Source organism: Halapricum hydrolyticum, from assembly GCF_025517535.1.
Classification (GTDB): domain Archaea; phylum Halobacteriota; class Halobacteria; order Halobacteriales; family Haloarculaceae; genus Halapricum; species Halapricum hydrolyticum.
Map to the genome: position 1 here is coordinate 1 of NZ_JAOPKC010000034.1, position 24237 is coordinate 24237.

The 24237-nt window shown below is 60.4% G+C and carries 24 protein-coding genes and 1 pseudogene; 15 read left to right on the forward strand and 10 right to left on the reverse strand.

All coding sequences use genetic code 11. From position 1 onward, the window contains the following. The first annotated feature begins 363 nt into the window (after positions 1 to 363). Positions 364 to 1044: a helix-turn-helix domain-containing protein gene (locus tag OB916_RS16190; protein WP_315910338.1), complete on the forward strand. Its 681-nt coding sequence runs from the start codon at positions 364 to 366 to the stop codon at positions 1042 to 1044. A gap of 246 nt (positions 1045 to 1290) precedes the next feature. Next, on the forward strand, positions 1291 to 1707 hold the full coding sequence (locus tag OB916_RS16195; protein WP_315910339.1) for a hypothetical protein: 417 nt from the start codon (positions 1291 to 1293) through the stop codon (positions 1705 to 1707). A gap of 107 nt (positions 1708 to 1814) precedes the next feature. On the opposite strand, the gene OB916_RS16200 is transcribed toward OB916_RS16195, so the two are convergent. The 3 genes from OB916_RS16200 to OB916_RS16210 form a co-directional block, all read right to left on the reverse strand. Beyond that, entirely contained in the window at positions 1815 to 2666 is an 852-nt protein-coding gene (locus OB916_RS16200; RefSeq protein ID WP_315910340.1) for an IS5 family transposase, read from the reverse strand. Positions 2667 to 3379: 713 nt separating this feature from the next. Then, positions 3380 to 4183 carry a TrmB family transcriptional regulator gene (locus tag OB916_RS16205; protein ID WP_315910341.1) on the reverse strand — a complete coding sequence of 268 codons (804 nt, stop codon included), beginning with the start codon at positions 4181 to 4183 and terminating at the stop codon, positions 3380 to 3382. 677 nt (positions 4184 to 4860) lie between these two features. Then, positions 4861 to 5187 (reverse strand): DUF7344 domain-containing protein, encoded by a 327-nt coding sequence (locus OB916_RS16210; protein WP_315910342.1) that lies wholly within the window; start codon positions 5185 to 5187, stop codon positions 4861 to 4863. 169 nt (positions 5188 to 5356) lie between these two features. Here OB916_RS16210 and OB916_RS16215 point away from each other — a divergent pair, with 169 nt between their 5' ends. Continuing rightward, positions 5357 to 5812 (forward strand): HalOD1 output domain-containing protein, encoded by a 456-nt coding sequence (locus OB916_RS16215; RefSeq protein ID WP_315910343.1) that lies wholly within the window; start codon positions 5357 to 5359, stop codon positions 5810 to 5812. Between the two features lies 1 nt (position 5813). Here OB916_RS16215 and OB916_RS16220 read toward each other — a convergent pair whose 3' ends face one another. Further along, positions 5814 to 7817, reverse strand: coding sequence for a PKD domain-containing protein (locus OB916_RS16220; RefSeq protein ID WP_315910344.1), 2004 nt, complete (start codon positions 7815 to 7817; stop codon positions 5814 to 5816). A gap of 174 nt (positions 7818 to 7991) precedes the next feature. On the opposite strand from OB916_RS16220, the gene OB916_RS16225 reads away from it, so the two are divergent. The 5 genes from OB916_RS16225 to OB916_RS16245 all read left to right on the forward strand — a co-directional run bounded on the left by OB916_RS16225 (position 7992) and on the right by OB916_RS16245 (position 15058). Then, positions 7992 to 9785, forward strand: a complete 1794-nt coding sequence (locus OB916_RS16225) for a hypothetical protein (protein WP_315910345.1) — start codon at positions 7992 to 7994, stop codon at positions 9783 to 9785. Between the two features lie 9 nt (positions 9786 to 9794). Further along, complete coding sequence (locus OB916_RS16230) at positions 9795 to 11180, forward strand: sulfatase (RefSeq protein WP_315910346.1); 1386 nt, start codon at positions 9795 to 9797, stop codon at positions 11178 to 11180. A gap of 191 nt (positions 11181 to 11371) precedes the next feature. Further along, complete coding sequence (locus OB916_RS16235) at positions 11372 to 12394, forward strand: DUF1616 domain-containing protein (protein ID WP_315910347.1); 1023 nt, start codon at positions 11372 to 11374, stop codon at positions 12392 to 12394. Between the two features lie 315 nt (positions 12395 to 12709). After that, complete coding sequence (locus OB916_RS16240) at positions 12710 to 13522, forward strand: hypothetical protein (RefSeq protein WP_315910348.1); 813 nt, start codon at positions 12710 to 12712, stop codon at positions 13520 to 13522. Between the two features lie 18 nt (positions 13523 to 13540). Then, positions 13541 to 15058, forward strand: a complete 1518-nt coding sequence (locus OB916_RS16245; RefSeq protein WP_315910349.1) for a flippase — start codon at positions 13541 to 13543, stop codon at positions 15056 to 15058. A 52-nt stretch (positions 15059 to 15110) separates the two neighbouring features. Here OB916_RS16245 and OB916_RS16250 read toward each other — a convergent pair whose 3' ends face one another. Together OB916_RS16250 and OB916_RS16255 are read right to left on the reverse strand one after the other, a co-directional pair. Continuing rightward, positions 15111 to 16139, reverse strand: coding sequence for a glycosyltransferase family 4 protein (locus tag OB916_RS16250; protein ID WP_315910350.1), 1029 nt, complete (start codon positions 16137 to 16139; stop codon positions 15111 to 15113). A gap of 344 nt (positions 16140 to 16483) precedes the next feature. Continuing rightward, complete coding sequence (locus tag OB916_RS16255) at positions 16484 to 16723, reverse strand: hypothetical protein (protein WP_315910351.1); 240 nt, start codon at positions 16721 to 16723, stop codon at positions 16484 to 16486. A gap of 395 nt (positions 16724 to 17118) precedes the next feature. On the opposite strand from OB916_RS16255, the gene OB916_RS16260 reads away from it, so the two are divergent. Beyond that, positions 17119 to 17406, forward strand: a complete 288-nt coding sequence (locus OB916_RS16260; protein ID WP_315910352.1) for a HalOD1 output domain-containing protein — start codon at positions 17119 to 17121, stop codon at positions 17404 to 17406. A 103-nt stretch (positions 17407 to 17509) separates the two neighbouring features. Here OB916_RS16260 and OB916_RS16265 read toward each other — a convergent pair whose 3' ends face one another. Further along, on the reverse strand, positions 17510 to 18085 hold the full coding sequence (locus tag OB916_RS16265; protein WP_315910353.1) for a metal-dependent hydrolase: 576 nt from the start codon (positions 18083 to 18085) through the stop codon (positions 17510 to 17512). Positions 18086 to 18511: 426 nt separating this feature from the next. Here OB916_RS16265 and OB916_RS16270 point away from each other — a divergent pair, with 426 nt between their 5' ends. The 3 genes from OB916_RS16270 (at position 18512) to OB916_RS16280 (ending at position 20524) form a co-directional block, all read left to right on the forward strand. Further along, the gene (locus OB916_RS16270) at positions 18512 to 19621 is read left to right on the forward strand and encodes a DUF354 domain-containing protein (RefSeq protein WP_315910354.1); all 1110 of its coding nucleotides are present in this window, start codon (positions 18512 to 18514) and stop codon (positions 19619 to 19621) included. Next, the gene (locus tag OB916_RS16275) at positions 19611 to 19889 is read left to right on the forward strand and encodes a winged helix-turn-helix domain-containing protein (protein ID WP_315910355.1); all 279 of its coding nucleotides are present in this window, start codon (positions 19611 to 19613) and stop codon (positions 19887 to 19889) included. Before OB916_RS16270 ends, OB916_RS16275 begins: the two co-directional genes overlap by 11 nt. Before the next feature lie 152 nt (positions 19890 to 20041). Further along, on the forward strand, positions 20042 to 20524 hold the full coding sequence (locus tag OB916_RS16280) for an HTH domain-containing protein (RefSeq protein WP_315910356.1): 483 nt from the start codon (positions 20042 to 20044) through the stop codon (positions 20522 to 20524). A gap of 117 nt (positions 20525 to 20641) precedes the next feature. Here the strand turns inward: OB916_RS16280 and OB916_RS16285 are convergent, their stop codons facing one another. Next, positions 20642 to 21004: a hypothetical protein gene (locus OB916_RS16285; RefSeq protein ID WP_315910357.1), complete on the reverse strand. Its 363-nt coding sequence runs from the start codon at positions 21002 to 21004 to the stop codon at positions 20642 to 20644. 145 nt (positions 21005 to 21149) lie between these two features. On the opposite strand from OB916_RS16285, the gene nreA reads away from it, so the two are divergent. Continuing rightward, positions 21150 to 22397 carry a DNA repair protein NreA gene (gene nreA / locus OB916_RS16290; protein WP_315910358.1) on the forward strand — a complete coding sequence of 416 codons (1248 nt, stop codon included), beginning with the start codon at positions 21150 to 21152 and terminating at the stop codon, positions 22395 to 22397. Positions 22398 to 22440: 43 nt separating this feature from the next. Beyond that, complete coding sequence (locus OB916_RS16295) at positions 22441 to 22935, forward strand: hypothetical protein (RefSeq protein ID WP_315910359.1); 495 nt, start codon at positions 22441 to 22443, stop codon at positions 22933 to 22935. On the opposite strand, the gene OB916_RS16300 is transcribed toward OB916_RS16295, so the two are convergent. Continuing rightward, positions 22936 to 23211, reverse strand: a complete 276-nt coding sequence (locus tag OB916_RS16300; protein ID WP_315910360.1) for a DUF5808 domain-containing protein — start codon at positions 23209 to 23211, stop codon at positions 22936 to 22938. It lies immediately after the preceding gene. An 83-nt stretch (positions 23212 to 23294) separates the two neighbouring features. Between OB916_RS16300 and OB916_RS16305 the strand changes: the two genes are divergently transcribed. Then, positions 23295 to 23792, forward strand: a complete 498-nt coding sequence (locus OB916_RS16305; protein WP_315910361.1) for a hypothetical protein — start codon at positions 23295 to 23297, stop codon at positions 23790 to 23792. 18 nt (positions 23793 to 23810) lie between these two features. Here OB916_RS16305 and OB916_RS16310 read toward each other — a convergent pair. After that, positions 23811 to 24237, reverse strand: a pseudogene (locus OB916_RS16310) (SPFH domain-containing protein); the annotation flags it as partial.

Here is a 24237-nt window from a genome sequence, read left to right on the forward strand (position 1 = left end):
TGTCGAACACGCGCGTGCACGACAGAAAGTCCGTAATCGGCATCATCTGTCCTTGCTACCGCCTACGTCACGCTCCTACTTCAACGTGCAAAGCTGAGCCTTTAAGTAAGTCCGGAGTGTGGATATGACACTATGGGTGGGACACAGCAACGTACTCGTACGGGCGATCATCTGTTCGGACGGGTGTGCGACGACACAGGGCGTCACACTCTGTCGAAACGGCGCGGTCACCACTGCCAGCCAGAGATCGGACTGGTGACCGACATTCATACTGGTGGCGATATAGAGGTATTCGGCACGCCGGCGTGCCGAATCATTTCGAAATGGTATAGCCACCAGTATCTGGGACAGGTGAGTTGACCAATGGGAATCGTTACCGAGATCACTGTCCCCGGCGATGCGTTCGAACTCGGGGCGTCGCTCGCGCCGATCGAGGACGTGTACGTGACGTTCGAGCGAGTGATCCCGACCGGTGGCCGGCTGTTTCCGTACATGTGGGCCTCGACGGACGACCACACGCTGTTCTGTCAGCTCCTCCAGCGGAACCCGGCCGTCGGGGGCCTGGAGATGGTTCACCGGGAGGACGAGCGGGCGCTGTACGACGTTTCCTGGTGTGACGACACGGACGGGTTCCTGTCCTGTCTCCGGACCACCGACCTGGTCGTGCTCCGGGCTGGCGGCACAGCCAGTTCCTGGGAGTTTGAACTCCGGTTTGCCGATCAGGAAACCATCTCCGCCTTCCAGAAGAAGTGTGCCGACCGGGAGATCTCGATCTCCGTCGACAGGGTCACCACCAAGAGCGTCTCGGACCCGCTGGAGGAGAAGCTCACGGAATCCCAGCGTCGGACCGTCCAGCTCGCCCTCGAAAAGGGCTATTTCGACGTGCCGCGAAAGACGACGCTCGTGGAACTGGCGGCGGAACTGGACGTGTCCGATCAGGCAGTCTCAGCCCGGATCCGTCGAGCCACGAAAAAGCTCTCACAGCAACTGCTCTTGCCCTACCAGTCCGAGGAACACAAGCAGGCGTCACTGAACCAGCGCTAGTGCAGTTTCCACCATCGACTGAGCACTCGAATCGATTGTCTTCGGCTGGTTCGAGTCCCCACTGCAGGCCGGAAGCGACGTGATACTGCCGGCTATGCAATTTTGGCCTTGTTGAAACCCTCAATCGGTGATAGGTTTCAGCAGTCTTACTGAATACACAGCGCGAGTCGGTCACGAGAGATAACTAAAGAGTTAATGCTGTTTAGCCAGCGGGTAACAAAATGTCTATATAGCCATTTCGTGGTTATGGCATTAAATAGGTGGCTCATCGCGGCACTTCTGATATTACAAGCCCACTTCTCGGCCTCGTATCTCGTTCCTCTGGACAGACAGGCCCAAGGTGAGTTTGGCGGCCTGTTGAGGTGGGTCTGGCCCTGGAGCGGGGGCGACAGCGGGCTGTTGGGCCAGGTAACGGTGTCTTCTTACCCGACTTCCGGTATATTCCTCGGTGGGTTCGCGGCGGTTCTCTTTCTCCTTGCGGCCCTTGCGGTGGTGGGATACTGGGTTCCGTTCGACTGGTGGAGAGTGCTGGCTGGGGGAGGGGCCATCCTGTCGCTCTTGCTGATGGCGGGATTCTTCGGCGCTACCAAGGTGCTGCCAATGGCCCTCAATCTCGTCGTGTTATGGGCTGTCATTACGGATTGGCTCCCACCCACAGGCTGATGGCGACAGCCCCAGCACGCGGTAAGCGGGGAGACATCATCAGGACGCGGCAACGAATCCGTATTGCTGAACAGAGCCTCTATATTCAGATACCTATCCCTCTCAAATTAGGGACATTCGCACTCTTCATGTGAAATAGCGATACTTCGTTCCAAGTTGTAAACGACGCACTTGATGACGAGTTCGCGGAACTGCTTCCACCACCGGCGTGACCGCACGAACGCACCGAACTTCTGTTTGATCGTCGCGTTGACTGTCTCGCTCATGTTTCGGCGATGGTAGAGATTGCTGTCCAGCCGTGCATTCCATGCTTTGTGGAGTGAGATGAACTCTCGATGCTTGATGAGTGGTCGAATATCGTGGTCACGGGCGAGCAACCGGAGCTTCTGGTCGTCGTATCCCTTGTCACCGGTCAAGATCGCGATGGACTCTGCGTTCCGCTTCACTATCTGTGGCGCAATCTGCGTGTCGTGCTTCCGCGTTGTCGTGACGTGAATATCGAGAACGGCGTTGGTGGCTGTATCGACCAGCAGCGTTGTCTTCAACTGTTGGATAGTGAGATTTGCTCGCCTCGTATAGTGAGTTGAAGCATGCGCCCGCTCAAACCCGGAGGCATCGATGCCGGTGACACCGTTCAGCGGCAAGTCCGCGAGTGAGACGTTCAGGAGAACCTGCCAGACGGCCATCTCCAAGCGGTCGAACGCCTTGCAGAGTGTCGAGGGGGCGGGGATTGAATCGAGACCGAGGGCGTCAAGAATGCGAGGCATCTCGATGAGTTCATCAACAAGGTCGCGGTACGTGGTCGTCTTCTTCACTTTGAGACAGAGCAAGACGACGTGCTGGCGGAGCGAGAACCGCTTCCGCGAATAGCGAGTCGAGAATCGAGAAACAGCACGACGGGCCAACACGATTGCACGTTCAACGAAATGGAGGAGGCGTGACTTCGGAAGGGGATCCATTCTGTCTCGTGCTACTCATCAGTCGTGTTTGTCAGCAAGGGTTTCAACAAGGCCGCAATTTTGATTCATAGGGGTTCTCGTAGAAACCCGTAGACTTCGCCCGTGCAATCGAACTCCGACGCCCGGCCGGAGGGGGGTATTCCTCCGACCGGCTACGATAATCCCTATCAGTACGGGTGTGGCGCCTGTCTGTCCGAACGTATAGCCGTCCGTGTACAAGCGGTACAGGGCGACTGCCCCGGGGTCGTACGGAAGACGTAGTCTTCCGTGATGACGAGAGACGGAGTCTCGCGAACCACTTGACCCCGGGGTGAGTTCACGTCGTCTTGACGCCCCCTGTTCTGTCGTATGTCCCGTTGGATGTGGATATCCAATGTTAACGTACAACCCGATTCCAACCGAAGATATTGTCAGGTCGGCTGGCTGTGCCGGGATCGGCCACCCGCTGATCGTGATCGGTTACCGATCACGATGATAGATCCCCCAATCGATCGCCCCACCTCAGACGGGTATCTTCGTGCCAATCCTGGCGCGGACCTACAGCCGGCCTGATCAGTTGCGTTCCAACTGGAAGGAAACCGTCGAAGTAGCTCCCAAACCCACCCACCACATTCCGGCATTCCTTCCTTTTCGTGCCGACCGGGACACCGCTATCGCGAGAACTCGACATTTGCCGCCCGGCCGCGGACACATATCCTTCACAGCGGTTGCTGTCAGTGTTTGGGATCGCGGTTCTGTAGCAGGCCCTGAGCCATGAGCCGCCGGGAGACCACGACGAGTCCGTTCCCGAACCCCTCACCGAAAATAGCCCGCTCCTCCTTGCTCTCGGGCATGATCGAACTCACGAGAAGCGTCGACCGGTCGACCATGAGCAGCCGGCCGATCGCGGTTTCGTCCTGGGTATCGTTCACTCCCTGAAGCCACTCCAGCCCGGAGACGAACGTCGTTGCGTTCGGTACTGCGTCCCGGATCTGCTCCTGGAGTGGCTCGCCCAACGCGCCGACGATCAACTCGATGTCGTCGTCGACCGCGTTGAGCGTGTCGACGAGTTCCGGGGTCAGCAGTGACTGGTCGCCGAGTACCAGCACGACCTCGTCGCTCGCCTTGTTTATGAGTCCATTTGTCCGGTTTTCGATGGCTTCCTGACCGACCATCGACCACACCTTCTGGACGGGTGATTCGTCGTCTTGCTCGACCACCTCGATCGTATCGAGGGCGTTCTGCAACCGCTCGACGCGCGCCTCGTACTGATCACGGAGCGTCTCGGTGGCCTCCGCGATCGAGACTGCCCGAAACCGCTGTGGGCTCGAATGGTGGATCTCGACCAGTCCCTGTGCCTCTAGCACCCGGATCGCGTCGTAGACGCGCGTGCGCGGTACCTCCGTCATCTCGCTGAGCTGTTTGGCCGTGCCCGTCTCCAGGCGTGACAGTCCGACGAAACACCTCGCTTCGTACTCTTTCAAGCCGAGTTGTTGGAGGAGTTCGATCGCTTCCTCCAGGTTTTCCTTCGTGCTCATTGTGTCCCAACCGCCCGGGACAACTCCCGGGCCTTGTATACAGGTACGCGTCGACAACAGATATGTATTGTCACTCCATTCGTGACTGGACGGACAGCCCGACAGGCGTCTGTCGGATGTCATCGCTTTTTTCGCCCGTAATACGACTTCCCCGAATGATTTGTGAGTATCCGAGTAACATTTCTGGAGTCCGGACTGGGGTTGGTCGCTCCCGAAATATATCTGTGATATCACGTAACCCAGTTAATCACAAAAGGGATATACGGTACGGTTCGTACCTTGCAACTGGCACGCAGACCAGTGCTGTGTCCCAACCCAACCACCTTGCTGCTGCGTGTCACCCAGCCTACCTGGCTGGGTTCATGCTACTCTCCGAGTGGTGACACCAGATCCAACAGCGGACCCATCGTCAGTCGCCATCGAGCAACTCGAACGGTTCGGGTTGAGTGCGTACGCAGCGCAGACGTTCGTCGCGCTCGCGAGTCTCGGCACGGGAACGGCAAGAGACGCGAGTCGAGTGTCCTGGTCAACGGCGACGACGCGACCCCGTCCGACCCACGGTCGGAAACCGCGATCTGGGGCACGGGCGAGACGAACAGCCCGGTCGTCGTCCTGAAAACGATCTTCACCTGGCAACTCGACAGAACTGACGAGAGACCCGACTCGTCGACGTGATGCTACCTGTTTTTCGCCTTGGCGGGCGGAACGAGCGTCTGCTCCGGCAGTGAATCCAGGACCTGCTCGAGCCCGTCGTGGGCGTGATACCGCACGGCCCCGCTGTCGCGGTCGTAATCGACGATCCCGTAGGACTGGAGCTTGGGCAGGTGCGTGTGATGGAGCTCGGTGTGGATCTTCTCACGGGAGTTATCAGGGATATCGGCGAGTAGCTGTACTGCGAGGTCTTCGACTGTCGTCCCACCCTCTGCCTGCAGACACCGGATCACCCGACGCCGTCGGCTGTCGGCGAGCAACTGGAGACACTCGTCCATGATTGGCTCTCTCACGAGAGAACATTCGGTCTCTACACGCATTACTGTGCCATGTTTTCACAAAGGGGATGATTTTGATTATGTGAGTAACATAAGCCGATATGTACGGACACGAACGCCTGCGGTCCAGATAGCGTGCGACTAGATGTATATATACCAATTATTTAGGGAAAACTTATTTATCTTGTCGAATCCAATCGTTGCTATCGTGTCTAAAGATATAGAAAAACACGCTTCAGGGGGAGATATCGGGCCTGCAGGGGATTTCCACGAGGTCCTGCGAGAACTATTGGTTTCGTCACATCAAAACGGTATCGATGTTACTGGTGGATGGCAGATCGTTCCCGAGAGCGATACAACGCTGGCGTGGGACGTTGAGATCACGCAGCTTGCCCGGGAGACCACACACGAGTCGCCGACGACGGACGAGTTCCCGGTCGATTCGATTCTGACGGCTGTGGCGTCTCACGAGGGCGTTGAGAAGACTGAACTCCCACCGTTGCAGGATTCGATCGACGTCGAGTCCCTGGAGCACATGTTCGACGACCTGGCCGATGGACCGCCCGGCGAAGTGACGTTCTATTATTGCGGGTACAGGGTCACCGTCTACGGGGACGGACAGATCACGGTAGAAGGGTAGGTCACACCAGCCGGGGATAGTTCACGATCAGTTCGGTCGTCGTTGAGTTCGTCTCTCCGCTCTCATTTTCGACAGCGAGCGCGACGCTGTACGTGCCTGCCTCCGGGAACGTCCGTGAGATGGTCTCGCCCGTCTCGGTCGTATCGTCGAGTTCCCACGTATAGCTCGTGGCAGCTCCATCAAGGTACGTGGAGTCCGCCGCCGAGAAGTCAACCGTTGTCTCCCCGCTCTTGTTCGCGGTGATCGTTGGGGTCACGGCGTCGGGTGCCTGTGGACGTCTGCAATCCGATCGATCGGCGTTCACGGTTTCGAAACCTCGTATCGACCCGTTAGGCAGGTCGATACAGGAGTCACGGATCACCGATCCATCGCGGTTATCGGCGTAGAAACCCCGGCCGGATCCGGTGAAACTACAGTTGTCGAACACGACATCGTCGTTGGAATCCGGTGAAAAGGCCGCGTTGACGGTCAGTGTCTCCTCGCCGTCGTTGCGCACGACGCAGTCGTAGAACTCCGCGCTCCCGTGGGTAGCGTAGTCCGGGAACGTGATGACGCCTCGGGCGGCCCGTTTGGTCCACTCGATCTCGATGTCACGAAAGACCGCCCCGGTGTACCGTTCGCCCTCGACCCGGACGGCGTCAGTAGAGTTGCGCGATCCATCGACTCTGACGTAACAGCCGGTCGCGCTGGAGACCTTCGAGGGATGATCGCCGGCACCGAAGCGGATGTTCGCGTTCTGGTTGTTGACGAACTCCCCGCCCTCGATGGTCAGTACGCCGGTCGGTGCCGTCGAACGCGTTGCAGCGGAGTTGCGCTCGTGGATCACCGGATCCCTGAGGACGACCTCTCCTTTGTGTAGCGGCCCGGACCGGAGGAAGGCGACGCCGTTCGGGTACGACACCTCCATCGCCGGTTCGTCGAGGCCAGCGTAAATCCCGTCGATGACGAAGACGCCGTCCTGGTCAGTCACCTCCGCGGCCAGTGAGTACCCCACATCGGAGTCGTTCGGCGTCCGGCCGAGCCACTCGACGTTCTTGAGGACCGATCCCCCACTCGTGGTGAGTCGCAGCGACAACTGACTCGTGTCGTCGCTACGTTCGTGTAGCGAGAGGTTCTCGACCAGGTGTGGGCCGCTGTCGGTGGCGTTCAGCCACTTCAGTCTCGCGCCTTCGACCGGTTTGATCTGGACGTCCCGGCGGCTGGTGCCGAGACCCCTGATGCCGAACCGGGAGACGTTATCTCCCTCGTGTTCGCGTTCGGTCAGGTACTCGCCCGGCGGAAACTCGATGAGCGTCCCCGATTCGTATGCCGATTCGAACGCATCGTCGATCGGCTCGGTACCCGTGTTGTCGAACCCGAGGTCCTCGACGGCGTTCAGGACCGTGTCGAAGGCGAGTCCGTAATAGGTCCGGGCCGCCGACGGTGTCCGTGGCAGGCCGGACGCGGTGAGTACGTCGTCGGTCTCGGTTTGGTGGGACTTGCCGCCGTACCCTGGCGGGTCCATGATCGGGGACGTGATGCGACACGTTCGGAAGGTGTTGTTCCGGGGCCCGACGATACTGTCCCCGGCCGTGACCGTCAGGTGCCGCAACTGCCACGACGGGAGCGCGAGCACCTCGTGTTCGGACCCGAAATCCACTCTCGACTGATTTGCTCCCCTGCCGATCACGGTGATTTCCGGTATTTCGAGGGAGCCGAACGATCCGATAGGGGAATCGCTGATCGTCGTCGTTACCGGCTTCAGTGAGTAGCTCCCGTCTCCGAGACCGATCACGTCCCCTGCACGTGCGTTTCGGTACGCGTCGGCGATCGTCTCGTATTCGCCGACTCCGTTCTTCCCGACTGTGTGATCGAGATCGTACACCGCGTCTTCGAGGGGCGGCACGTCAGGGTGTATCGTGTAGTTTGTCGGCGCATCCGCTGGGACCGTGCCACCACTTGAGCATCCTGCGAAGCCAAAAGCGCTCCCGGCGGCCAGTAGGTACCGTCGGCGAGAGAGATCCATGGACGTACACTGTCCACGCGTCTGGAAAGTGTTTGTGTGCATACTACTGAGTAAGCTCCGTCTAGAACAGTAGCAGGCTCATAACACGACGTTCGACGATCCCCTCTGACAGCAGTGAACCGATCGAGACCGGTAGGACAATGATAACTACGCATCTCATGGATCGAGTGGGGTATGATGAATCAGCTCGCCCACGGCGGCGATCGGTTCACTGCGATCGCGGGGCTCATCGGGTTTGTGAGTCTCACGGTCGCCGTGTTGATCGCACACGCGAACCCTGCGACTGCCTACGAACTGTCTATTTACGCGTCGACACCGACGCTCTTCTGGGTCGGCATCGGCATCGCCTACCTGTCCGCGGCAGTCGTCTCGTTTTCGACGACCAACGCCCTGCACCGGCGTCTCGGACTCGTCCTCGGCGGGGCCGGGAGTTTCGCGATCGTTGCGCTTCCCCTTATCCGGGGATACTTCTACTACGGTGTCAACGACCCGATGACCCACGCCGGAATAACCAGAGAACTCACGGCCGGGACACTGACACCCTACGGAACGGCCTACCCGGCGGTCCACACGCTCGCCGCGTTCCTGTCCGGCGTGACCGGGTTTTCGGTGTGGCAATCCGCCCTGTTGATCCCGCCAGTCATCGCAATCACCTTTTTCATCTTCGTCCCGCTGCTGGTTCGTGCGGTCGTCGGCGGCGAGACGGCGCTGGTCGTCGGTGCGTTCACGGCGTTTCTGCTCGTCCCGATACACCAGTTCGCGACCAATCTCTTTCCGCACCCGAGCAGCCAGGCGGTGCTGTTCGTGCCGATTATCCTGTACCTCATCGTCGGCTATCTTCGATCACCCGATTCAGGATACGGGTCTGCCACGGCGTTCAGTGCCGTCGTGCTGGTCACGATCGGTGCGTCGATCCTGCTGCACCCGATGCAGGCACTGAATGTCATCCTGCTACTTGTCGCGTTCGCTCTCGTCGGCTTCGTGGCTTCCCGGTGGTCGAACACGCAGTCGTGGTGGGACCATCGGTCGCTGGCTCCAGTCATCCTCTTCTCCGTGATCGCCTACGTCGCCTGGATTATCCAGTCCCCTGGCGTGCTAGATACGGGGAGTATCATCGTCGTCTCGCTAGGCGAATACGTTTCCGGAGCGTCCCCCGGTGCCGGTGCTGCGATCGGCACACAGTCGAACTCCCTCCAGTCGATCGGCTCGAGTCCTGCGGTGATCTACCTCAAACTGTTCACCGTGAGTACGCTGTACATCGTTGCGGCGGTCACGCTGGCGGTTGCCGCCTTCACCAACCGCCCTGCGTGGCTAGAGGATTCGGCCGATACCCGACGGATGCTCCTGTCTCTCGTCGGCGGACTCGTTCTGACGGCACCCGTCTTCGGCGCGTACCTGTTCGGCAACGTCGGACGGTATTACTTCAGACAGGCCAGTTTCATGATGGTCATCGTGACGATTCTCGGCGCAATTGCGATGACATACGGGCTGATGAAACTCTCCCAAACGCGGTTTCGGACAGTCATGAAACCGTCCGCTGTGACCGTGTTCGTGGTGCTGTTCGTGCTCTCCGCAGTGGTCTTTTTCAACTCCCCGTATCTCAATCTCGCCAACCAGCACGTGACGGAATCACGTATCGACGGTTACCAGACGACGTTCGACGTGACGAGCGACTCGGCCGTGATCAGCGGCGTCGTCCAGGAACCGGACAGGTACCACGACGCGCTGCGCTCTGTCGATAGCGACCCCCGTCTGTCTGATACCATCAACGACAGTGAACTACGGAACCTGCAGGACCGACCGGGCTCCGAGTGGTATCTCATACTTTCCCGGAACACCTACGAGCGCGAAGTCACCGCGTATCGAGAGTATCGCTTCTCGCGCGGGTCTTTCGAGTCTCTCGAACGCCAGCGGGGCGTGGACCGCGTCTTCTCGAACGGCGATACGGAACTGTACTTCGTTCCCTGAAACCTGAGCATGTCCCAAAGAGATATCCTGTGGATAACTCTAGAGAGTATCCGCTTCGATCACACGTCGCTTGCGAGCCACGACCGAGAGACGACTCCGAACCTCTCGGCCCTCGCGTCCGAAGGCCAGTCGTTCGACCAGTGTTTCTCACACGACATCTGGACGCGTTCCTCGAGTGCGAGTATCCTGACCGGACAGGCCCCATCGGCCCACCGGACGTGGTCGACTGACGCGAAACTCCCCGACGTGATCACGACGATCCCCGAGGCGTTCGGTAGAGCGGGATATCGAACCGCCTGCATCTCTCCGAACGGACAGCTGAGCGCGAGCACCGGTCTCGATCGCGGGTTTGACGACTTCCACTACCTGGTCAAATCCAGTCTGCTCGCCGAAGCCGGGCCGACGTCCGTCGCGAAGTGGCTACTGAATATCCGACGGCACTCCGGCGGCCTGACGACCGACGGCAACCAGCACTGTGTCGGCTATCTCAGCAACGAGATCGCAAAGAAACACATCAGAAACGCCGGAGCCGACGACGAACCGCTGTTTCTGTACATTCACCACGGCGACTCACACCACGCGTACGTCCCCCCGGTGACGTGGCGCGACCGGTTCGTCGATGACCTCCCAGTGACGGTCGACGAAGCCGTCGACATCGCACTCGACATGTCCAGTAACCTCCATCGATATATCGCGCAGGACGACCCCTTCACCGACGAGGAGTGGCAGGCACTGCGTGTCATGTACGATTCGGCGATCGCGTACGTCGATTCACTCGCCGGCGAACTGATAGACTACGCGCAAGCGAAACTATCGGATCCGATCGTCGTGGTCACGGCAGATCACGGCGAGCTGTTTGACGAACACGGGCTGCTCGCACACATGTTGACCACTCACAGCGCTGTGTCACGGGTACCGCTGGTAGTCAGTGGTCTCGACGGGCTACCGAACGGGGGGCTCGTTCAGCACGCGGACGTGATGCAGATGCTCTGTTCGGAGCTGGATGTCGACCACCCCGTCCCGGCCGGTCAGGACGTACGCGATCGACAGCGGGACGTCGCCGTCACCCAGCGTGGCGGGATTCGCGCGAGAGGGAAACTCGAAGCGATCAGCGCCTATAATGAACGGTTCCCCGTCGAGGACTTTCCCGCTGGCGACCTCACCACGCTCCGAACGCAGGGATATCGATACGACACGGCAGGGTCGTACTCACGGCTGTTCGAGCGTCCGAGCGAGCTCGTCGACCGACGTGACGGAAACCAGGACACAGTCGATAGATTCCGGAACCGCGCCGAGGAGTGGATCGAGCGATTCGGCCAGCCGATCGGTGAGACGCGCACCGCCCAGTTCAATGCGGAAATGCGGAAACAACTCGATGACCTTGGATACCTGTAGCGACGTGCGTGCCAGCCCGGATATACCGACACACAATCGACATGACGAGACGGACCTGACGACACTGGCCGGAAGGATCACCATTACAATGGGTCTATCGAGAGTACGTAGCCGATACGGATGAAAGCAGAGAGAGAGAACCCGGATGGAGAAGCCCCCATATCGATAGCCTGCGGTTGCTCGGGGGAACCATGGTGACTACAAAAAACACGACGAAGGGGATCGGCGGGATCACTGCTGCGATTCCTACCGATCTCGTCGGTATCACGGTCCTACTCATCGTCTTCGACGGACTCGTGTTTGGTTACCCGGCTGCCGTTCCGCCGTTGCGTGCAGTGGTTGGTCTGGTAGTCGTGTTGTTCGTCCCCGGCTATCTCTTGCTGGCTGTCCTCTTTCCACGCCGACAGTCGACCGTCGACGGGAACGATCCGATCGAGTCGGCCACGCCCACGGTCCACAGACTCGCACACGGAGGTCGTCCGTCCTGGAGCGAGCGCTTGGTGTTGTCGTTCGGCCTCAGCGTCGCGATCGTTCCGATACTGGGCCTTCTCGTCACGCCGTTCACTGGCTCGCTTTCCTCACAGTCGGTGTTTCTCGGACTGAACGCATTTGTTTTCGCCGGGACGGTTGCCGCGGTCACTCGACGGGGCGTCGTCCCCGCCGACGAGCGACTGCAACTCCCGTCCTGGGCGGTGCGTGATTCGCTGGGAACAATATTTGACCGGGACGGAAACCGCTTGCTTTCAGTCGTACTCGTCCTGGCCGTCGTCGTGGCGCTCGCTTCGATCGGGCTCGCCGTTACGTTCCCTGCAAGCGGTGAAACGTACACCAGTACGACACTGCTCACCGAAAACGACGAGGGAGAGCTCGTCGCGTCCGGATACCCCTCGACACTCGATGCCGGAGCGAGCGAACAGTTGACGCTCCGTGTCGAGAATTACGAAGGCGTCGAAACGACGTACACGGCCGTCGTGTCGCTCCAGCGGGTGGACGCGTCGGGTGACGTCAGCGAGACTGAGCGGGTCCTGCAGGAACAGGAAACTGTCCTGCCCGGGCAGACTTGGACTGAACCCCACGCGATCACGCCGACGATGACCGGCGAGAACCTCCGCTTGCAGTATCACGTCTATCGGGGTGAGCCGCCGCAGAACGTCGACGAGGATACCGCGTACCGTACACTCTCACTCTGGATTACTGTCGATTCGAGTGAGTGACACTGCCAGCTGCACTATTTCCGCATTCGGTCTGACCGAACATCTCTAGAACGTCCAGCCTGCAGTGTGATTCTGTCGGCCGTGGCTGTGGATCTCGCTGCGCCGAGACAGTCGGCCCAGTGTGCAGTAAACAAACTATAACAATACGAGGGAGATGTCTGTGTACACTCGATGTCGTCAACTCGTCTCCGCGAGCGATACACACTGTCGAATCTGCTGTACGCGATCCGATCACCGCGTGTGTTCGTCAGAGAGGCGGAACGGGCCCTCTCGAAGGTTCAGTTTCGACGTCGATACGGGCCGGACGTGAACGTGATGGACCGAGACTGGGATAATCTCATCATTCTGGATGCCTGTCGCTTCGACTACTTCGCCGAACACAACACGATGGACGGCGAACTACACCGGATCGTCTCTCAAGGGTCACATAGTCGGGAGTTCATCGAGGCCACGTTTTCGGGAGAAGCGTTCCACGATACGATACTGGTAACGGCGAATCCGTTCGTCGAGGACATCGATGACGACGTGTTCTTCCGTGTCTGCTACGCTGACGTACTTGATCACTGGGACGAGTCACTCAGGACGGTTCCCCCGAGTGCTATTGTCGATCTCACGGTGGAGATGCACAAACAGTACCCGGACAAACGGATCATCTCCCACTTCATGCAACCGCACGCACCGTATATCGGTCCGACCGGGATCAAGCTGTCCGAACAGAACCAGTTCGGCGTCTTCAACCCGAACAAAGACGAGCTGGACGTTCCGGACGCTGGCATCTCCAGGGCTGTGCGTGAGGGATACGTCGATCCGGACGAGCTCCGGCAAGCGTACGCCGAGAACGTCGAGATCGCGATCGAACACGCCGAACAGCTCGTACAGCGGCTGGATGGCCGCTCGGTGATCACCGCCGACCACGGCGAAGCACTCGGTGAACGGGGGGTCTTTCTGAAACACTACGGCCATAGCCCACACCTCTACGTGCCGGAACTGCGAACTGTCCCGTGGTTCGTCGTTCCGGGGAACGAACGGCGGAACGTGACTGCTGGGACGCCAGCGAGCTACGAGCGGCTGGACGACCAGACGCGTTCGTCTCGGCTCCAGGCACTCGGATACGTCCAAGAGGATTGACCCGTCTGAGCACACGCTATGAGTGCAGAACAGAGCGACCTTGGGAAGATACTGTCCAGCGCCGTCTTCGTGTTTGTCGCCACCATCGTGAGCTCGGCGGCGAAGCTACTCGAACGGGTCGTCATCGGGCGATTGTTGACTCCTGACGGCTACGGTGAGTTCAGCGTTGCACTCGCCGTGTTCACGCTCGGGACGACACTCGGGGCTGCCGGGTACACCCAGGGTATCCCGCGTTTCATGGCCCGGTTCGACGACCTTGAAGACGTCCGGGGCGCGTGGCTCACTGGCCTGTTGTTCACCACCGGGCTGTCCGTTTTGATCGCCATCGTACTCATACTTGGCGCACCGGTTATCGTCCCACAGCTGTTCGAGTCGAACGAAGCGGCCGCTCTGTTCGTCGTCTTCGTGATCGCTATCCCGGTGTACGTGGTCTACACCGTCGGGGTCGCTGCGATACGAGGGCAAGAGAACACGACGTACAAGGTTCTGACGTCGAACGTGTTCTATCCCGGGTTCCGCCTGGCGCTGGTCAGTATCCTCCTGGCATCCGGTGTGGGGATCATCGCGACCGGGTTCAGTTACCTCGTTACCCTCCTCATCACCGTGGTTCTCACGTACGCGTTCCTCAATCGGCTGTTTCCCATTCGCGGGGCGTTCCGACTGCACACGCGCGAGATGACGCGATTCTCGGCCCCCTTGATCGTCTCGACGATCGTGGGGACACTCCTGACACGGACGGACACACTGATGCTGGGGTACTTCCGTTCGTCCGCCGAAGTCGGCGTCTACAACGCCGCGTATCCGCTCGCTGGCGTGCTGACGCTCGCTCTCGGTGCGGTCGGCTACATGTACCTCCCGGTTGCCTCCCGGATCGATAGTGACAGCAACAGTTCCGTCGAACACGTGTACGAGATCACGACAAAGTGGATATTCGTCCTCCTCGTGCCGCTGTTCGTGACCCTGTTGGTGTTTCCCGACCAGATAATCTCGATCGTCTTCGGGAGCCAGTACGCCGCGGGTGGCAGTGCACTGGCCATCCTGGCGATCGGATTCTTTACGAACGCGGCAGTGGGACGCAACAAGGAGACGCTGTCGGCGCTCGGAGAGACCAGCGTCATCCTCGTCTCCAACGTCGTCGCGTTCGTTGTCAATGTCCTGCTGAACCTCTTTTTGATCCCGCGGTACGGATTTATGGGTGCCGCCGTGGCTTCAGCGGGTTCTTACATCCTACTGAACGCCACCGTCTACGTCTTCCTTCGGTATCGGTTCGGTATCACGCCGTTCACTCGCCGATCCCGGCGGGCATTTATCGCGATACCGAGCGTGCTCGTTCCACTGGGCTTCGGCGTCCGACAGTTGGTCCCAGTCACTCTCCCGATGATCATGCTCTTTGCCGTCTCGTTTGCGCTGCTGGCCGTCGTGATCGCCCTGGCCGTCAGGAGCCTCGAACCGGACGACATATTGCTCGTCGAACTCGTCGAGAACCACACGAACATGCGACTGGGCTTCATCCGCAAATACATTCCCGAACAGTGATGCGGATCGCTGTATCGTCTCGAAACAGTCTGTGGTCGCACCCCCTGTGCGATCACGACGCCGTGACCGGGGCGGCGTGCGCCGTCGAGGAGTCGTCCACCGTCGCGTACAGCTCTGTGAGTCGGTCGGCAGCGGCCTCCCAGGAGTAGTCCGCGACGGCGACCTCTCGGTTGGTCCGGCCCATGCGATCGACACGATCCGGATCGGCCAGCAACTCCACGAGGGCTCCGGCGAGCGCGTCGGCGTCGCCGGGCTGGACCAGGAGACCGTTGTCCTCGCCGACGACCTCCGGGATGGAGCCGACCGGCGTCGAGATGACTGCCATTCCCGCCGCCATCGCCTCCAGGATCGCGATCGGGAGGCCTTCGGCCCGCGTCGGCAACGCGTAGATCGTCCCCGACGAGAGCAACGCCCGTTTTTCGGCCTCGTCGACGTAGCCGAGGTAGGTCACGTGATCGTGTTCGGCAGCAAGTCGCTCCACGCGGTCGGCGAGTGGTCCGCTCCCCGCGATAGTGACCTGGAAGAGCGGCACGTCAGGGTCGTCGCTCGCGGCTTCGACGGCGGCCACGAACTCGGTGATGCCCTTGCGCTCGATGAGGTTCGAGAGGAAGACGACGTGGGGCGTCTCCGGATATTCGGGGTCGTATTCCCCGGTCGGAACGGCGTTCGGGACGACGACGATTCGGTCCTCGGGTACGACCTCTGCGAGCACCGACTGCCAGTACGACGAGAGGACCACAACCCGCGTAGTCGCGTTGAGAACGGTCGACTGGAACCACGACACGACCCGCGAGTCCGGCTGCAGGAACGTATCGAACGAGGATCCGTGGACGTGGAGGACGACGGGACAGCCCCAGACGTACCGCCCGAATAGGACGTAGAACGAGTTCCGATAAAACGAGTGACGAAACGACGAGTGGACGTGCATGACGTCGGGCCGTCGCTCCAGCGGAAACTGCACCATCCGCCAGGCCGACAGGAGGACTCCGACGAGAAGGGCCTGTGTCGTGGCGGCGCTGGCAGGTCCAGTCTCGTACACGGTTGTCGTGACGGCATCGAGATGCCGCTGTTGCTCGGCCATGTAGCGGGACACACCACCTGTCCGGCTCTGTTCCGGTCCCACGATCAGGATTTTCTGTGACGACATTCGTGTGGGGTCTTGGATGCCGACTCCTTAGTCAAAAACTCCCTACTACATTGATGGACCGAGAGTCCTCCTCTCGGTAGCTTCTTGTCCGCTGGCGCGGACTGCGATGTCGTTCGAAAGCCTCCGATTCTCGTGACCATGAGTGGTTGTCACTCGAACGACTCTCTGATACTGCTGGCTGTAACATTTCGAAATAATTCGCCACCCCGGGGGTGGCGAATATCTGTACGAACGTACAGCCGGCAGTATGAGGAGGGGTACTTGTGACCTGCAATCAGCTAACAACTGTCGATCAGATCGACGAGCAAACTCTTCTGGGCGACCATGAAACTTTTGTCCCGAATGGATTCCTCGTCCGGTGGAAGGAGCAGGATCTGTCCCGAGCCGTTGTTGGTCTCGATAACGTCTATGTCTCCGAGCTCGTACCCGAGATCGTCCTTCAGGTCGGGATCGGGAGACACGGATTCCCAGTCGACCGGTTCAGAGCGTTGCTCGTCGCTATCGATATCACTCGTCATCGGCCAGTCCCTGTCCATCCGAACGGGTCTGCGGCCGGTTCGAGTACCCTCGTCGGGCCGGAAACGACACTCGATTCCCGTGAGTGTGTTTGGTACATATTACTCTCGGTAAGTGATTCCTTCCTTGCCGACGAGATGCCGGTAGGACATTGTTTCTCTCCGTCGCTATGAGCCATACATTGGTATGAAGGCATTACCGCATTAGGTGTTCTTACCACTTGTTCACGAATACATCCAGAATAGTTGCCGCTCTGTCTGTGGCCCTGTTGGCCGTATCGGTTCGCTTCCGTGACGACGCGCGGTTCCCAGGTACTTGCCACATCCCTGTGATTGGTCTGTTTTAATTCAAAATTGAAAAGGTGAGATTTATACGGTGTTCGCAATTACTGGCGGTCGTGCAATCTAACACTCGTACCGAGTCGTGGACGGTTCTCACTCACTGGAGCCGGCAGGAAGCCATCGTACTCGCGCTGGACCGTGCGTTCGACGAACTCGATGGTGTCGAGGACGACGTCGTCATCTTCGACTATATCGACCCCGAGGCGATCGAAGCAGTCTTCGGAGGGCCATCACCCGATCGCGGGGCGAACGAGCTCCGGTTTACCTGCGAGCAACACGAGATTCGGATCAGTGACGACGGAACTATCGAAGCCAGATCCGACTCGGAGTACCGCATCTGCTAATACAAATCGCTATGCTGAGGTGCCGTTGTGACCGCCCGAAGTCGATCCGGAATTGACGGATAGCAGTCCGTGGGACAGCTCTGTCCGTTTGATCGCACGGGGATCACTCCGTCGACGGACGAAGCTGTCGCCTGAACCACGACAGCCCCGGTCGCCTGTCGAGGTGCCAGAGCAGGGTGGCACCACCCAGTAGCGTCGCCTCGAAGACGAGATACAGGCGCCCCCGCGGCGTTCCCAGGAACTCGACGAACGCATCGAAGAACACCCCCGCCTGGGACAGGAGTCCGATGCCGGCCTCGGGCGAGGCCGGGATCAGCGGCCACAGGAGGAACCCGGTAGCGAGTTCACCGCTGGTCAAAAGCGAGTACGTCGCGTCCCCGAGCAGGTGCGAGCCGTAGGCGAGTGCGAACACGATTCCCAGAGTCGTTTTCCCGTTGGCGTGCGCGAGCAGGATCACCAGTGCTGACAGCGGAACCGCAAACAGCAGGGAGTGGCCTAGCGAGAGCCCGCTGGGAAGCACCCCAAACGTCCAGGCCAGCGGCTTGTCGATCAGATCGGGCAGCTGGGAAGCGATCGCGATCGCACCGACCGCTGCAGTGGCCGGACCACGACCGGTCGCGACTCTGTGGAAGACCGATCCGAACAGGTACGCCAGCGCGAGATGTTCCCAGGGCCACATCAGGCGCACCTGTCCGGGGACAGCGGGACCGAACTCCGTTTCGGGTGGCCCGCGCACCGGTGCTGACAGACGAAGTAGTTCATGCTGCAAATGCTTGTATCTGGCTGCCGTCGTTGTTATGAGGAGCGTACACCTGACTGTACCGTTTCCGAACGCGTAGGAGGCAGTTACCGTGAGACGGGTGAGACGAACACCCCTCGTACGGATCGCTGTGCGTCCCTTCCGTATCGACCACCCGATAGCGGTCGGAGCGGTAACTCGGTTCAGCGATCCGTATCACTTCTCGACCGCCGTCCCCGGACAGTCGAGACGTCCGTCGGGCCAAGAGGTGGATCGGCCCACCTGAGAAAAGTCGGGATAGGTCGTGTTCACCACTCGCAAGGGCTGACTAACAATACCGTCACAGTTTGAACTGTGTAGAGAGTGATGCACTATCTGTTCTTTACGAACACGCCTGCCCACGTCCACATGTACAAACATGTGATCGGGAAGTTACAACAGCGCGGTCATCGGACGTCCATTCTGGCACGGGATTACGGGTGTACGCTCGCGTTGCTCGACTGGGAGGGATTGGACTACACGGTCTATGGGAGTTGTGACACCGACCGGCGATCGCTGTTCAAGCAGTTGCCCGGTCACTACTACCACATCGCCCGATCGGTCCGTCGACTCGATCCGGACCTCATCTTCGGTATGGGGGCGTACGGGGCCCACGCGGGGCTCCTCTCTCGAACGCCCTCGATACTCGTTCTCGACTCCGAACCCACGTCGCTCGATCACGCGATATCGACGCCGTTTGCACGCGTGATTCTGACGCCGTCGGCCTTCCGGAAAGACCTGGGTGAGTCTCACTACACCTTCGAGGGGTTCAAGGAATCGGCGTATCTTCACCCGTCGGTGTTCGAAGCCGATCCGACGATCAGGGACGATCTCGGTGTCGGGCCCGACGAGCAGTACGTCATCCTCCGGCTGAACGCCTTCGGCTCCCACCACGACGTCGGCAAGGACGGCCTCACGCCGGAGGTGCGAGGGCCACTGATCGAGCGCCTGGCAGAGCAAGCGACGGTATTCGTCTCCGACGAGGACGACTCGCTCGACTTCTCGACGGTCCCTGCCCGCCCGTTCGATCTCCACCCGGCGAAGCTTCACGACGCACTGGCCGAAGCAAGCTTGCTCGTCGCGGACACACAGACCATGGTTACGGAAGCAGCACTGCTGGGTACGCCGGCCATCAGATCGAACTCCTTCGTCGGGGAGGACGACATGGGCAACTTCCTGGAACTGGAGCGGGCCGGGCTGATCGTCAACCTCCGGGACGCGGCCGGGATTGTCGACAGGGCTATCCCACTGCTTACCGACGACGAGGCCCGATCGGCGTGGCGACAGCGACGGGACGCGTACGTCAAAGATATGGCCAACCTCTCGGATATCCTCGCGGAGGTCGCCGAATCCTTCGAGACTATCGAATCCGTGTCACACCTCCGGCTAGCACGGCTGCGAGCAGAGCAGACACGCGGGGACAAAAATGTCGGATGAATGGGACGAAATCGGATTCGTGATCAGCTCCGATTACCGGGTCACTGCACTGAAGCGCCTCGCCGAGGGGCCGGCCACGCCATCACAGATCGCCGACGAAGCCGATATCGGTATCGCCCACGTCTCCCGGGCGCTCAAGGGACTGCGTGACCGAGGGCTCGTCGAACTCCTGGTTCCGGAGGAGCGCAAGAAAGGACGCGTCTACGGTATCACCACCGACGGGAACGACGTCTGGCAACAGATCGAATCGCAGAATCTGGTCGATTGAAGCGACCGCCCCGGCGGTACGCTCGGGAAGATGTTCGGCTAGCCGTGTGGCGAAATCGGATCGCCGCGTAACCGAAAAACACCGTGGCGATCCAACGGAGGTGTTTTGGACGGTAAACCCCGAACGGCACAGTTAGGATAATCGTGAATGTTATGACACAAGGCCGACAAAATTCGCTCGAGCTCTACGTTCGGTCGCTGGCTCCGCGGACTGCGATCAGGCCACATCTCGACCGACTGCAGACCCTCGAGGCACTGGCGGCGGACGGTTTCGTTTCCGAGTATACGATCCACGTCGTCGGGGACGGAATCATTCACGAGGGCGACTACGAGGGGGTTCCAGTCGCTCAACACCTCACGCAGCGCCTCAATGAAATCGAAGCGTGGGCCGAGGAGAACGACGCCAGCATCCCCGGGATCAGAACGACGACCGTCTCGGAAACTCGTTTCAACGACATGGAGTACACCGTGACGAGGGTCCCCCACAAGATGGTTCTCGAATACACGGGCGGGCAACTCCGGTTTTGCTCACCGGCGATCACCGACGGGAAACGGTTCAGTGTCGACGAACATCTCGCCGACATTCGCACCTCGGCGGGATACTCGGACCGATCGAGAGTGGAGCGAAATCTGTAGCGATCTCTCGGCGACGTGTAGCCGATTCTCGAAGAACAGCCGTGTTCTTTCCCACAGTGCACTCCGTCTGTTTTTCAAAGACGGATTCTCGTAGTACAGCCGCTAGTCTGACCGACACTAGAAGGGCTGGGCCAGGTATATCACGTGATAGAGGTTCCACGCGGTTACCGATATGCCAACGAGTGCCAATCCGAGTGGAACGGAAACACAGTGTGGCCGGGGCAAGCGCATCCATACCGCATAACAACCACCGAAAAAGGCAGCTTTCACCCCGACAGCGGCGACGAACGTCGCCACCAAATCCAGGTCGTACTGCTCGATGAGAAACGCCAGGAGCGGCCCCATTTCGGTGAGCCCCTCCATTCTGACTCCGATTCCAGTCGTCACCACGTCACCGACACCGTAAAACAGGATCGCAGTCATCCAGATCGAGCGGTCCGGCGGCGGTTCGATCGAGGGTGAAACCAACCGTGAGTGCATAACCCGATACTCGGGCGGGAACATCTTGGTTAAACATAACATATAGCAGAGATAATCCGATACAGATCGCAGTTCGTCGATTGGCCGTCCCCGGCGGTCGTCATAAGTACAACATTCATGACGCTGAACGCCGAACAGTCGGTAGATGCGACTGGACGACTTCATCGAGGACTTTCAGCGCGACGAGGCCGCCGAGAAGCGACGGCTCGCGGAGGAGAAGTCCTACGAGATCACCAACTACCTCGATGAGGTCGAGCGGGAGTTCGAGCGGGCAGTCTCCGGGGAGTCGCTGTTCGGCGCGACTGCCCCCGAGATATTCGTCGGCAGGTCGTCGTACCCCAACGTTTCGACCGGTGTGCTCTCGCCGGTGACGGACGGCGACGCCGCTGATTTTGCCACCTCCGGGGAGTGGTACCAGCAGGGGCTGGGCGTCTCTGAGGTCCTCCAGCGACGGACCGGCCTGCTGAATTCGACGCGGTCGGCCAACGTCGACGTCAGAGACGTCTGGGACGGGTTCGTCGGGGTCCAGCGGGAGGTTGCCATCGCCGACCACCCCGTCGACGTCGAGGTCGGCCTGGACGGGGAGCCGGACATCGATCTCTCACTGGACGACGTGGGTGCACCGACGGGCCCGCGCGCCAGCGCCGAGTCGGCGACGCTCGCGGAGAACCCCCACGTCCCCCGACCAGTGAAGAAGACCCTCGAGGACGACGACTGGCGGGCCGAGGGTGCGATGACTTACCTTTACCGACGCGGGTTCGACGTCTATGACATCAACACGATTCTCTCTGCGGGTGCGCTGGGTCGCGGGCGAGACCGGCGACTGGTCCCGACGCGGTGGTCGATCACCGCCGTCGACGACACCGTCGGGCAATTCCTCCGCGGGGGGATCCGGAACGCCTCGACCATCAGTGAAACCGAGGTGTGGTACAACGAGTACATGGGCAACCGCTACTGGGTCGTCCTGACGCCCGGCCAGTGGGAGTTCGAACTCGTCGAGATGAAAGCGCCCGACAGCGTCTGGAACCCCGCCGGTGAGGCCTACTACCTCGCCAGCGCCCACGAGGGCTACGAGGGCCGCACCGGCTACGTCGAAGAGACTGCCGGCGCGTACTACGCTTCGCGGCTGGGCGTGCTCGAACATCTCAACGACCGGGGTCGCCAGGCCAAGTGTCTCGTCCTCCGGGAGGTGACCGACGACTACTGGGCACCTGTCGGCGTCTGGCAGGTCCGGGAGGGCGTTCGCAACGCCTTCGATGGCCAGCACGGCGAAACCGAGACGTTCCGACAGGCCGTGACCGAAGTGACCGAACAGCTGCCGGTCTCGCTTGGTGCGTTGCGGCGCAAGTCCGAGCTGGTTGCCGGACTGCAGGCGAAACTGAGTGACTTCTGACGGGCGTCACAGGCTTTTTGTTCGCTGCTTGCGATCTATTACCATGAAATCGATCGTTCTACAGACATTCGACACGCCCGATCCCGGTGGTATTGACATCGCCTTCAGCCTCGGCGGTGGGGCCGCCAGCGCGTTCCTGTCGACGCTGCTGGTCGGGGCGATCCTGGTGGCCCTCGCCCCCGATTACACCGAGCAACGGATCGCCGAAGTGCGCGAGAACCCCGTCGGTGCGTTCGTCTACGGCGTCGTCTCGCTGATCGCGCTGCTGCTCCTGTCGCTGGTGCTGTTCATCACGATCATCGGAGTTCCGGTTGCAGTCGCGCTGCTCGTGCTCGCGATCGTCCTCTGGGCGGTCGGTGCGGCCATCGCCTTTCTCGCGATCGCCGACAGTCTGGTCGGACACGACGACGGGTGGTTCCTGACGCTGGTGATCGCTGCAGGGATCAACGGCGGGCTCGCGCTTACTGGAATCGGTGGCCTGGTATCGTTTTTCGTGGGCGCCGTCGGCTTCGGGACGGTGCTGCGGAACCTCCTATAATCAGTCGACGATGACTTCGACCGGTTCCTCGTCTTCTGTCTCTTCGGTCGGTTCTTCGGAGCCGCTGGTTTCCTGATATAGCAGGACGCCGGCGATCGCCAGCACGATCCAGGACCGCCAGTTCGCGAGGTTCAGCGTGTAGCCGACGCCGAACGGTTTCTCGACGAGCATGCCCTCGCCGGGCTGCCAGTAGGACGACAGCAGCCGTTTCATGCTCGGTCGCTCGAAGTTGTACGGCACGCCGAAGATCTCGCCGGACTGTGGCTTGTCCGTCATACCTGGTAGTTTGTCGGCCGACACTAAGTCGTTTGTCCTCGGGCTGTCACAGGACTTTTCTCTATGGCTGCTGAGCATCGAGCATGGCCGCCTTTCGTATCGTCTTGCAGTCCTGTGCGCTCGGGGAATCGTCGGACCTCGTAATCGGACTCGGTGGCGGCGCAGTGATCGCGTTCGTGGCGACACTGTTGGGTGGCGTGTTCCTGACGACGTTCACCCCTCGGTACACCGACCGGATGATCGGCGCGGTTCGCGCGCGCCCGCTCGGATCGCTGCTCTACGGACTGCTCTCGATGCTGACTGCCGGGCTGGTCGTGCTGTTGCTCTGGATGACCGTCATCGCGGCTCCGGTCGCGCTGGTGTTGCTTGTGGCTTCTGTCGTCGCTGTCGTGCTGGGCGCGACGACCGTGTTCCTGGGAATCGCCGGCCGACTGGTCGACATCGACGACCACTGGTTCGCGACGCTGGTGCTCGCTGCGGCTCTCAACGCCGGACTGGTGCTTACGGGTGTCGGTGGACTGGCCTCGGTCGCCGCTGCTGCGGCCGGCTTCGGTGCGATGTTGAACGATTACATCGGGTGACGCTGTGTCCCTCTCCGCTTAGGGCTCTTCGTCGTCTGCGCGTTCGATGATCTCGTCGGGATCCTGGATGTCGTCCCCGATATTCCCGGACTTGACTGCTTCTGCTTCCCGCTCCATCTCTTCGATGTCGACGCCGTCGGTCGCCTCGAGGATCTCCTCGATGGCGTCCAGTCCGAGCATCTCCCGGGTCTCCTCGTCGAAGTCGAGTCCTTCGAGTTCGTGGCCGTTGGTCTTGGTGTCGCTGCCGGTGAGGTGTTTGCCGTAGCGGCCGACCAGCGAGGTCAGTTCCTGGGGTAGAACGAACGTCGTCGATTCTCCTTTGCCGATCTCTTCCAGGGTTTCCATGCCGCGCTCGATGACGGCGCGTTCGCCCATCGCTTCGGCGGATTTGGCGCGGAGAACCGTCGAGATGGCGTCCCCCTGTGCTTCGAGGATCTGACTCTGC